The sequence below is a fragment of the Mucilaginibacter rubeus genome, from assembly GCF_003286415.2.
Classification (GTDB): domain Bacteria; phylum Bacteroidota; class Bacteroidia; order Sphingobacteriales; family Sphingobacteriaceae; genus Mucilaginibacter; species Mucilaginibacter rubeus_A.
This window is the reverse complement of the sequence record NZ_CP043450.1, coordinates 3705934-3718852: the sequence shown is the minus strand read 5'-3', so window position 1 is coordinate 3718852 and position 12919 is coordinate 3705934. Positions and strand designations below refer to the sequence as shown.

Here is a 12919-nt window from a genome sequence, read left to right as displayed (position 1 = left end):
GCCATGGCAGATAGCCGCACCATAGAAACCACCCGGCCCGCTACCGTTGTTACCCACATTGTAAAAATTGAGGGTACCGAGATACCGCGCACCTTGCAGGTGGAGGCTATTGTGATTGATAAAGGCATAAACCGTATTGCCGCTGCCAAACTGGTAATCATTGATGGCGATACCTCGGCACAAAAGTTTGATGCCAGCAACGGCGACTTATTTATACCTGGGAAAAACATTGAGATACTATGTGGTTATGAATCAGATAACTATACACTGTTTAAAGGTGTAGTTATTAAACACAGCATCAAGCTCCGTAACAGCGGCTCGCAGCTGGTTATTGAATGCCGCGACAAAGCTATAGCCATGACCCTGGCCCGCCACAGCAAATATTTTGGCGAAAACGTGAAGGATAGCGATGCTATAAACACAGTTGCCAGTACTTACAGTGGTGTAACCGCCGATGTAGCCGATATGAACATTACCAGCAGCGACTTGGTACAATATGAAGCTACCGATTGGGATTTTATAACCGGCCGGGCCGAAATAAACGGTATGCTGGTTTATACCGATGATAATGCCTTATCCATTAAAAAACCCGAAATAAGCGGCAGCGCGGTTATAGAATTATCATTTGGGGCCACCATGCTGGAGTTGGATGCCGAAATTGATTCGCGCATTCAGTTCCCTTCCATAACCGGTCGTACCTGGAACCCCGCATCGCAGGAAATTGAGAAGGTTGATGCCAACCCGCCATCTGGTGAGTTGAATGGTAACCTGTCAAGCGATGACCTGGCCGGGGTGTTCAGTGAAAGTAATTATCACCTGAACCACGGCGGCAAGCTTTCGCAGCCTGAGCTGCAGGCCTGGGCAACAGCACTCAAACAAAAACAGGTACTTTCAAAAGTGCGGGGCAGGGTAAAGTTTAAAGGTATTCATACGGTTAAACCGGGCATGATCATTAAGCTGAGCAACCTGAGCGATAGGTTTAATGGCAACGCCTTTGTGAGCCACATTCAGCATCATGTATCTGCCGGCGACTGGCAGCTTGAAGTGCAGTTTGGTTTGGATCCGCAATGGTTTACCGAAAAATTTGAAACCAGCATTAAACCGGCTTCGGCTTTAATTCAGGCGGTTCCGGGTTTGCAAATAGGGGTGGTGACACAATTAGAAAGCGACCCTGATGGCGAGTGCCGCATCCTGGTGCGTATGCCGGTGATCAGTCCGGATGATCAGGGGATCTGGGCCCGCGTAGCTACATTGGATGCCGGAAAAGATCGTGGGAGTTTCTTTTTACCAGAAGTGGGCGACGAAGTGGTAGTTGGTTTTCTGAACAGCGATCCACGTAAACCGGTAGTGCTTGGTATGCTTAACAGCAGCAGTAAAAACGCTCCTTTAACCGCCGCCGACGCCAACAACCAAAAGGGATTTGTAACCCGCAGTAAAATGAAACTTGTTTTTGATGACGATAAAAAGTCGGTAACCATTGAAACGCCTGCCGGGAAAAAAATCACGATGGATGAGGACGCCGGAGCGATAGAGTTAAAGGACGAGAACAATAATTCGATAAAAATGAACAGCGATGGCATAACCATCGAAACCCAGGGGAAACTGGTACTTAAAGCCCAGCAGGATTTTAATGCCGAGGGAATGAATTTAGGCCTTAAAGCCAACACCGCGCTATCGGCCGAGGGATCGGCCAGTGTTGAGGTAAAATCAAGTGGTACGGCGGCGCTTAAAGGTTCAATTGTACAAATAAACTAACAATAAAAATGGGAGCAGCAGCACGGATAGGCGATATGCACGTATGCCCGATGGTTACAGGCATTGTACCTCATGTAGGCGGGCCGGTAATAGGGCCGGGGGTACCAACAGTACTCATTGGCGGTATGCCTGCCGTATGCGTAGGCGATATGTGCACTTGCGTGGGCCCGCCCGATTCTATAATCATGGGCTCGGCAACGGTGCTGATAGGAGGGAAACCTGCTGCCCGTATGGGCGACAGCACGGCCCACGGCGGATCGATAGTGTTAGGCTGCCCAACAGTAATAATCGGAGGCTGAGCAATGGAACCAAAAATACCTTTTATAGGCAGGGGATGGAGTTTCCCGCCAAGCTTTGACAAGGCTGCCGGCAAAGTTGAAATGCTTACCGATGAAGCCGATATTGAAAGCAGTCTTGGCATACTGTTCACCACTCGTTTAGGCGAGCGCATTATGCAGCCAACCTTCGGGTGCGATTTACAGAAAGTGGTTTTTGAGGCGGTTAACCTAACGCTAAAAACCTATATCAAAGATTTGATTGAAACAGCCGTATTGTACTTTGAACCAAGGATAACGCTTAACAGCACCGAGGTTGACAGCAGTATGGATAACGAAGGGATCTTGCTTATTAAGCTCAATTACACGGTACGTACCACCAATTCAAGGTACAACTACGTGTTCCCTTACTATAAAAATGACATTACCAGCATAACTACCAACCCATAACCAAAACCATGGCCTGTAACGATAAAAATCCGCTTCAACGTGATGGCTCAAGCCAGTCACAGCGCTTTCTGAAAGCGCTTGACCCAGCCAGCGCCCCAATTGAAGAATTGGGCATGGAAGACTGGCTAACGTTTGCGGCTGCTTATGCCGAAAAGATAAACTACTATACCCTTAAAGACAGCAACTATCCGCAGGGCGACTGGAAGCCATTTTTTATTCAGGATAAAAAAGCGCTGCAGGATTTTTTAAAACAGGTTGAGGTTAAAATGCAAAATGCCGGCCTGGGTTTCCCCGATTCAAGTATTAAAAGCGATGTTGAGCCACACCTGGCGCTGTTTATGTGCTTCATTATGCTGTTGCAGCACTCGGAAGATGCGCTGAACCAGTTTACCGGTCGCCATCTTGACTTTTACTTTAAACGGGTATTACAGTTGCGTAACCGCCCCGAAGTTCCGGATAAGGTGCATGTGATATTTGAACTGGCCCGTAACCTTACAGGTTATCTTTTGCCGCAGGATACAGCGCTTGACGCGGGAAAAGACAAGAATCAAAAACCTAAGCCAATAGTTTTTAAAACCAATGCCGAACTGGCCGTAAACAGCGCCACCATAGCCGCTATGAAAAGCTGGTACCAATCACCGGCGGATAATAAAGTGGCTTATGCTGATGTTACCTTTTCTGCGGATGGTTTGGGCACTCCTTTTAAGGATGATGTACCTAAATGGAACCCTTTTGGCAGCCAAAGCTGGCCAACCGCCTCAATGGGTTTTGCTTTCGCCTCAAAAGTACTGCTGCTGAGCGAGGGAGATCGTACCATCACACTAACACTTAACTTTACAGGGCTTGATTCTTTCGACCCGGCGTTAATAGCACAGCTGTTTAAAGTTTTCCTAACCTCTGAAAAGGACTGGCTTCAAGCCGATTTTTCTTTAAAGGTACCTACAATGCTTAGTCAGCAAAAATTGGTTATTACCTTAAATGTACCGCCAAAGGCCAAGGCTATAGTGCCTTATGATCAAACCATTCATAAAGAAAATTACAAAACAGATTTTCCTGTAATCCGTCTGTTAATGAGCGTTCAGGATAAGGCTTATCCGGTTTATCAGGCCTTAAGTAAAGCCAGGCTTAACGACGTGAAAATAGAGGTGGAAGTAACAGGCATGAAAAACCTGGCTGTTGAAAATGACAATGGTAAGGTAGATCCGTCAAAGCCGTTTCTCGCTTTTGGTGCTGTACCTAAGATCCATTCAAACCTATATATTGGTAATACCGAGATATTTCAGAAACAATGGACAGAAATTACACCTCAAATTAATTGGAAAGGTGTTCCTGATCCGATAGAAACCTATTATAATGCTTACCGTGCCGATTTTGTAAGTCCCTCTTTTACACCGAGCGCTTATACCATTGTCGCCAACTCGGCTGCAAGTGATTTTGGAGGCAGGGTAATAACCGGTAAAGACAGTTTTACGGCTAAGGTTTCATACATAAAAGATGGCGATTGGTTTCCTACCGGAGGTGGCAGTACAATCGACGTACTCGATCCTTCGTTTACTTTAAAGCCGGATGGTGTACCCCAGCCCGCAAATCAAGCTCCGCATTTTGTTAACCAATATCTTTACTTTAACGTGTCCGGGGCGTTTAACTATGGGGGTGGTGCACAGGCCGAAAAAGCGCTTGTACAACAATATGTGCAACCGATGCAGTTCTTTTTCCCTACGCTGGGTTTTATAGGCTTTCAGCAAACTGCCACGCAGGTGCAAACGCAAACCGAAAACTTTTCGGCCGGAGTTAAGGACAATTATATCCGCATTAATTTAGACCGCGACTTTTTACATGGCGAATACCCTAAGCTATTTGCGGCGGCCATGATCAAAAAAGATGGTACATCAATTATACCGTCGGTACCTTATACACCCGAAATAGGATCGCTTACTATAGACTATAAAGCATTTGCTTCAAATGATATTGACAATCTTACCGGCAGTAATAATAATGCAACGCTGTTAGCCGACTATGTAAACCATAACGTACAGTTTTTTCACGAAACCCCGTTTGGCCAGGCCGAGCAGCATGCTTTTCTGAAGAAACAATTTCATGGTCTTATTGACGGTAATATTACAGCAATACCGCAGGCTCCTGATCTTGCAGCTTTTTACCTGGGTATTGCAGGCATTGCAACCGGTTCGGTAGCCAGTATTCTTTTCCAGGTGGCCGAGGGAAGTGAAGACGCGCTTGCCCCATCATTTACAGATACCATTCAGCCTAAATGGTATTACTTGTCAGGCAATGAATGGCTTGCTTTAGATAAAAATAATATCATCAGCGATGATACCAATGATTTTTTACGCTCCGGGATCATCAAATTCTTAATCCCCGACGGGGCTACAACCAATAATACCTTCTTAAACCAAAGCCTTACCTGGCTTGGGGTTGAGCTGCCAACCGCGGTTACAATTGATTCGGTCTGCAAGTTCATTAATGTACATATCCAGGCTGCCAAAGCTCAGTTTGCCGATAACGATAATGAACTTTCGCACCTTGAAGCGGGGTTGCCAGCAGCCACTATCAGTAAACTGGTTGACAGGCTGCCGCAGATCAAATCGGTTACGCAGCCTTATGCTTCCTTTGGCGGCCTGCTTCCGGAAAATGATGATGCTTTCCGGTTGAGGGTAAGCGAACGTTTGAGGCACAAACATCGTGCAATTACCATCTGGGATTATGAGCACCTGGTAATGGCGCAGTTTCCGCAGGTATTTAGGGTTAAATGCCTTAACCATACCAATGATGATATAGAAGTAGCCCCGGGCAGCGTGAGGGTAGTAGCCATTCCCGATATCCGCAACCAGATCAGTTTTGACCCATTTAAGCCACGTGTAAGCAAAAATACACTGAGCGAGATCACTAAATACTTATCGGGCTTAAACTCCATGCATGTTGATTTGTTGGCTATCAATCCCGATTATGAAGAAGTAGTTCTTGATTTCAAAGTGAAGTTTTATTTCGGGCTGGATGAAAATCTGTATGCCGCAAAACTGAATACCGATCTGATCAATTACCTGTCGCCCTGGGCTTATAACCGCAATGCGGATATTGATTTTGGCGGCACCTTATACAAAAGCGTTGTAATCCGCTTTATTGAAGAGTTGACCTATGTTGATTATATAACCGATTTTAAGATGTACTTCACAGCATCGGGGCCCGCAAACCCCGATGTTTTGGAGGCAGGCAATTCAAAAGCCATTCTTGTATCGGCCAAGCAACATCTAATTGATACCAAAACCATACCTACATGCCCATGATTGATCAGTTAACCATACCGAAACAAATTGATACCAGCCTTGGGCCCGAGTATAATACTTTGCGCACCGAGGGCATGCAGCATATCCGCGACCTGGCCAGTGCCATCTGGACAGATTATAACGTGCATGATCCCGGCATTACAACACTCGAAATGCTTTGTTATGCGCTTACCGATCTTAACTATCGTATTACCCTGCCGGTCGAAAATATTTTAGCGGTTGATCATGACAACACCACCAGTATGCATGAGCAGTTTTTATCTGCCATAAAAATACTGCCCGGTTACCCGGTTACACCCGATGATTACCGCCAGCTGTTTGTACGGATAGATGGCGTGCGGAATGCGTGGATTAAAAAATCGCCCCATAGCATAATAGCTAATTATAAACAGCCAGATGGCAAACCTCTGCTTCGTTACGCAAAGCCCGGCGAAGACGCCCTGACCGGCAAAGAGGTTAAGTTTGATTTAAAGGGCATAAACGATATCCTGATAGATTTTGAAGATTTTCCTGAACTTAATGGTGATGACGCAAAAATCAAAGCCAAACAAGATGATATCATCAAACAAATAAAATCGGTATACCATTATTTCCGTGAGTTGTGTGAAGACCTTGACCAGGTAAAAGCGGTTGAAAACCAGGAAATAGTTATCTGCGCCGAAATTGAACTACAACCCCAGGCCGATCCTGAAATGATCTGGGCTACGATCATGTTCAATATTGAGCAATACCTTACACCCGATATTACATTTTATCTGCTTCAGGAACTGCTTGATAAAGGCATGCAGCCCGACGAGATATTTGAAGGCCCGGTGCTTGATTTTGAAAATCTGCAGGGCATTGATACCAAATTTGCCAAACAAGGTTTCATCATTCCTTCCGAGCTTGCAGCTTCACAGCTGCGGACGGAGGTGCGCCTGTCTGATCTGTACCGTATTATCATGGAGATTGACGGCGTACGGCTGGTAAAACGCATTTCCTTTGGCTTTTGCGGTTGTACAGCGCCGCAAAGCGAAGTTGCCGATAAGATCTATAAATCAAACGAATGGCTGCTTTGCATACAGGATGGTCATAAACCCGTTTTGTGCGAAACCAATTCGTCGTTTACTTTTTATAAAGACGTAGTGCCTATCGAGCTTAAAAAGGCTGAAGCTCAAACTGATCTTAACCAGTTACGTAAAGACTGGCAGGACAGCGTTGAAGCTAAAAAGATAGTTGATTTGCCGGTACCCGAGGGTGATTATCGCGACATAGCTCATTACGAAACCCTGCAAAACCAGTTTCCCGAAAATTATGGCATTTCGCCGCTGGGCCTACCCGATACCGCCACAACCGAACAGCGTTCGCTTGCTTTGCAGCTCAAAGGATATTTGCTGTTTTATGATCAGGTGCTGGCCAATTACTTCGCCCAGCTTTCTAACGCCAGGATCTTGCTTACTGCTGATGATAGTATCCGCAAAACCTATTTCAGTAATACGGTAAACGGTATCAGGGATGTAGAAAAACTTGTAGATGGCTATGCTCAATGGGAACAAACAGTTGATGACGTAATTAAGGAAACCGGGCAGGACAATTATCCCGAAAGAAAAAACAAATTTTTAGATCATTTGCTGGCCCGTTTTGCCGAGCAGTTTAATGAGTATGTGTTTTTAATGTACCGTATTTACGGCGAGGACTACCAGCGCAATATCATCAGGCATAAGGTTAACTTTTTAAAAGATTATGACCAGATGAGCATTTGCCGGGGCAGTGGGATGGACCTGTACAATGCCAAAACTCCCGATCAGCAATTGGTGAATGTATCGGGCATGGAAAAACGCATCTCCATGTTACTGGGTTTCTCCAATTATAAAATGCAGCAACTTAGTGTTGAAGATTACCTTTTGTTTAAAGCCGACGCCCTGCATTACAACTGGACAATATCACAGCTTGGCGTGGTGAAATTTAAGGGTAATGCGAATTATCTTAAAGAGATTGATGCTTATGAAGATCTGGGCCTGGTATCTGTACTGGCGTGTGACAGGGAAAACTACCGTTTGAGTCCGGGGCCGACTGCAGGTAAATATGTGTATAACATAGCAAACTCCGCAGGTACGCTGCTTACGCTTAATGATATGGAGTTTAGCGCCGCCTCTATCGAAACAGAGATCGCGTTTATCATCAAATTTATGCAAAACGATTTCAAGATGGAGGGTATGTACGTGATTGAAAATATACTGCTGCGCCCGCCATTTGATTATACCGGCGATGATAGTACCCATCACCAGTTTATGCCGGTTTGTCTTGATCCTAACGGTGTATACTGCGAACCGCTTGACCCTTACTCTTTCCGCATTTGCGTGATACTACCGGGATACAGTGTCAGGTTGCGCAACACCGCTTTCCGCACATATGCCGAGCGCCTTATCCGTACAGAAACACCTGCTCACATCTTACCACGTATCTGCTTCATAGGCCACGATCAGATGGTTGGCTTTGAAGCCGTTTATAAAGATTGGCTTGCAGCCAAACACATAGCCGTAAGTACCGATACACCAATTGACCCGGTATTGAACAGCAAATTCATAGATGTGCTTGAAAAACTGTACACCGTTTACCAACAGGGCCAGCTAAGTGATTGCGATGATGATACCCAGGAAACCAACCCGATTATATTGAACAAAAGCAGCCTTGGCACCTTGCAGGGCGGTACAAAAAATAACAGTTAAAACCTAAATGACAAAGCCATGCCACCAGTAACCAACATAAAGCTCACCGATATAACTTTAGAGTATAACTCCTTTGTTGATAGCCAGGTGCTTACAGCCAAGCAACTGAACGATATTGTAGAGTTTTTTGAAGATCAGCAGCGCCTTACCCGTACCTGTTTAATTGGTGTTGGTTTGGTGTGCGGCCTTAGCTTTAAAGGCGATGCCAATGGCATAACGATAGGTAAAGGCTGCGGCGTAACTACCGACGGCGACTTGCTTTATATGCCCGAAACAACATACAAAAATTTCAGGGCGTATGATAATTCGCTCATCAAGTATCCGCCCTTTTATCCTTTAGGTACTGATGCCGCACAGATGGCTTTATGGGAGCTGGTTACTCCCGATGATAAAGGTGCTTTCCCGGTTGATAGCTTTGCTTTAACTGATTTTAAATCTAAGGCGACAAAAGATCTTACTGAAATGTACGGTCTGCTTTACCTCGAATATTATTCTAAAGATCCCGACGCCTGTACAGCAATTGATTGCGATAACCAGGGTCGTAAACAGGTGGCTAAACCCAAGGTATTACTGGTATCTCAGGCCGATATGAACCAGATTATTGAGCAAACTGGTTCGGAGGTTATTTATGATGATATCTACAAAAAATACTTTAACGCTTACAACGCGTATTTTGATGCTCCGGTACTGGCTGCAAAAAGGGTGTTCTTTAATACTCAAACAACAGCTTCGTCATCGGCACTTACAGCGGCTTTCTCAAAAATTGCCAATGACGGCGCGGTCGGTTTATCTGGCGCCGTTCAAACGCTTTACAATATTTTCAAATTCGCGCTCGATCCGCAATCTGTTTACCCCATAACCAGCATTGTTGCCAATATCAATACCACGCTAAGTAAAGCTACTGCCCCAATGCAGGCGCAATACCTGTACGATTTTTATAAAGATCTGCTAACCGGGTATAACGAATTGCGTGCCCTGCTGTCGGATATCATTTATCAGTGTTGCCCTAATATTTACGCCTTTCCAAAACATATTATGTTGGGCGCACTCAATACCACGCCGACGGCTAAGCCTACACCGTATCGTCATAAATTTTATGCTTCGCCGGCAGTCAGTGCCAATAAAGATAAGCTGAACCTTGCCCTTAACCTGCTGGACAGGTTGAATACTATGAGCAGTGGATTTTCGCTACCTGCAAGCCCGGTGGTGAAAATAACACCATCTATAGATAACAGCAAACCATTAGAGGCACGGGCTATTCCTTTTTATTATGGTAATCCGGTTGATCTGGCCCAAAAATGGAGCTATAACCGTTGGCTGCAGGGGACAGATAAACTAATCCTGGGTTATAATGCTTCGGCCTATTCTCCGGCCAATGACATGGTAGTAAATCCCTTAAGTTACGGCATCGACTCCAATAATTTTTTCAGAATAGAAGGACATATCGGCAAAAAATATACTGAAGCACTTGCCGCGGTAGATAAGATCAGGCAGGATTCAAACTTACCGTTTGACGCGGTTGCGATCAGGCTTGGCGATGTGACGCTTAGCGATATCAATATAGATGATTACGCCTGCCAGTTTAATGATCTGGAGGCCACATTGCGGGCATTCCAAGCCGAGCAAAACTGCCTTTACAGCGATGTTAGCAAGTTTTTCTCCAGCTTTGATACCAAAACCGGTTATGTACTCGCAGACGAAATTAAGGCCCAGGCAGCTCAACAGACATTGTCATTAGCAGACGACGTTAAGACAACCGATACAACGGCTGCAACAACTACCGGCGCTACCAAAGTGCGGATGGCAGCAGCATCCAAATTAGTTGAAACGGCAGCTGCAGTGCCAAGCGCCCGGATGCAGGTAACCAATGAGCTTGCAATTAATAAAAGTATAAGCAATATCCTGATTAATGGCGGCATTAATGCGGTTGATAATAACATCAACGTAGCGAAGGATAGTGTTGGTTCATATCTGGATCAGATCCGCCGTCAGGGTGGTGCTGTAAGTATTTCTGATTATGCGGATGCTGCAGGCAAAACTATTGATACCTCGGCAACAGGTTCGTATGAGCAGGCTATTGCTGTTGATATTCCGGTACGTGTAATTGCCGGTACCCGTAATATAAGTCAATGGCTGCCCGACAGACTGGTTGATATCGATGATGATACTATAGATAACTTTTCTGCAAAGATAGATGACCTCTGTAATGAGGTGAAAACCGCGACTCAACGAAGCCGCTTGATTTTTGCCAAAGCCGATTATGTGCGTAAAGGATATGAAGATGATTACGAATTGCAATTATGGCGCTTATCTGAAAATTGCTGCGCAGGCCAGGCACTTGCAGTTATTTTAAAAGAAATACAAGACCGTAAAGCCAAACTTCTGGCCCAGCTAACCTTTTCGGCTTATGCTGCAAACCATACCGGGTTAGAGCACCTGGCCGGTGTACCTGCCGGGGGAACCTTTGTAATGGTTTATGCTACTACCATGACCAAGCCTAATCCAACTCCTGTCACAACAATTCCGATTGATGACAGGTTGAAAGTGCTTCAGGCCAACCCGCAGTTTGTGAAAGGCTTTGCCAGCGATAATGACGCGATGACCTTCATTGCCCAAAATACCAATTTTGAGGATATTGCTGCAGCCGTAAAATATTACCAGGTACAATCACCCCGTAAATTTACGCCTACCATTGAGGCTGATGTTATCAGCAAAACCCAGGCCTTAGCTGTTGACCTGGGCAAATTGAGGGCAGCGGTCGCCAACCCGGATGTGCCTGAGGATATTGTGTTTGCCGATTTTTGTCTGCCGTACATGTGTTGTTCTGATTGTCCGCCGGTGGCATTTATTATGCCTAAACCACAGGTAGGGCTCAGTTTGCCCAAAGCTGTAGCTTGCTCTGATGAAGGCCTGCTGCAATTTAAAGTAAGTCCGGCTGATGGGGTTATAAAAGCTGCAGCCGGTTTTGAAGCTACCGTTGTAACTAAAGATGCTGTAAACTATTTTGATACAACCAAGGTTAAAGATGGCACATTTGGACAGCAGATCAAATTCACTGTAAATGATCAGCCTACAGATTGCACTATTACCGTGTTTAAACACCCTGCTGTAACCCCGGCAGCCCAGGCAGGTGGTACAGATGCAGCTTCTGTAGGGGTTACTATTAAACTATCTGCGAAAACAAACCAGGCAACAGGAGATACGTTTGCTTACACCTGGACAATGCCTGACGGCCAGGTGCATGCTAACCTCACCACCCCGGATGATAGCGTTACATACCTGTATGCCGATCTTCGCCAGAAATTCCCTGATGGTAAACTTACCTTCACGCTATCAGCAAATAACCACGACTGTACCGATGTAGAACCGGTAACAATTACCGTACAGATTCCTGAAGAACCTGTAAACCTGACATTAGCTGCCAGCGAAGTTTGCTCTGACGGAGGCAATATCAACTTTACAACCGTACAGCCTGCAAATGGAGTTGTTACATCAAAAATTGCCGGAGCTGCTGTAAAATTATTGGGTAGCCAATGGGTTGTTGATCCTTCAAGCGGTCCTTATGATGTTACTATCAATGACTTTATGGTAAATGGCAAGCCGGTTCCGGGTTGCACGTTGACGATTCACGAACATCCGCAGGCTTCGTTTGGCTATAAAGTGACTATGGACAATGAAAAAGCTGCCGCTACTGTTACTTTAACCAATAATACGCCTAACCCGGGTAGCTTTAAATTTACCTGGACATTTGACGATGGCACCACCAGCAATGATGTAAATACTGTAAAAGTGTTTGATATGCGCCAGTTCCCTCGTGGTCGTAGTACGATTATTACGCTTATGGCTGTAAATGGTAAGTTTGAAAAATGCCGCGCTGTGTTTACACCAACTCCGCCGGTTGCTTTACCTCCTATATCCTCTACACCTATATTAACCAATTTACCGCCGATAATTGTTAATCCGCCAGTAGTTACTACTGTTCCGCCTGTGCTTACCTCGCCAACAACAGCGACAGTGCCTCCGGTAACTACCACTGTGCCTCCTGTAGTTGTTAAAGAAACACCTTCAGTAACGCCATCGGTAACGCCGACACCAACTGTAACGCCGAAAACGGATACAACCACGGTTAAAACAACCCCGGCTGTAACGCCTGCAGCGACACCGGCGCCAGCTGTAACACCGAAAGTAGACACAGCTACAACTACAGTTAAAACGAGCCCTGTAGTAACTCCGGCTGCCACACCTAAGGTTGAACCGGTAACACCAGCGCCAACAACTGTAACGCCGAAAGTGGATACATCTACGATTAAAGCTAACCCGACAGTAACGCCGGCCGCAACGCCTGCACCGACAGTGACGCCTAAAATAGACCCGAAGATAATCATCAAAAAAGAACCGGGAACTGATCCGGGTACTGTTAAATAGATTG

The 12919-nt window shown here is 45.6% G+C and carries 6 protein-coding genes; all 6 read left to right on the top strand.

The window, feature by feature from the left end; all coding sequences use genetic code 11:
• The first annotated feature begins 3 nt into the window (after nt 1–3).
• From vgrG to DEO27_RS14620, 6 genes are read left to right on the top strand one after another with little or no spacing between them, the layout of a single operon-like run.
• Nucleotides 4–1755 (top strand): type VI secretion system tip protein VgrG, encoded by a 1752-nt coding sequence (gene vgrG / locus DEO27_RS14645; RefSeq protein ID WP_112573751.1) that lies wholly within the window; start codon nt 4–6, stop codon nt 1753–1755.
• An 8-nt stretch (nt 1756–1763) separates the two neighbouring features.
• On the top strand, nt 1764–2054 hold the full coding sequence (locus tag DEO27_RS14640; RefSeq protein ID WP_112573750.1) for a PAAR domain-containing protein: 291 nt from the start codon (nt 1764–1766) through the stop codon (nt 2052–2054).
• Between the two features lie 3 nt (nt 2055–2057).
• Nucleotides 2058–2480: a GPW/gp25 family protein gene (locus DEO27_RS14635; RefSeq protein ID WP_112573749.1), complete on the top strand. Its 423-nt coding sequence runs from the start codon at nt 2058–2060 to the stop codon at nt 2478–2480.
• A gap of 8 nt (nt 2481–2488) precedes the next feature.
• Complete coding sequence (locus DEO27_RS14630) at nt 2489–5782, top strand: baseplate J/gp47 family protein (protein WP_112573748.1); 3294 nt, start codon at nt 2489–2491, stop codon at nt 5780–5782.
• Nucleotides 5779–8490, top strand: coding sequence for a hypothetical protein (locus tag DEO27_RS14625; protein WP_112573747.1), 2712 nt, complete (start codon nt 5779–5781; stop codon nt 8488–8490). The genes DEO27_RS14630 and DEO27_RS14625 overlap by 4 nt, the downstream gene beginning before the upstream one ends.
• Nucleotides 8491–8508: 18 nt before the next feature.
• Nucleotides 8509–12915, top strand: coding sequence for a hypothetical protein (locus DEO27_RS14620; RefSeq protein WP_112573746.1), 4407 nt, complete (start codon nt 8509–8511; stop codon nt 12913–12915).
• Nucleotides 12916–12919: the final 4 nt, after the last annotated feature.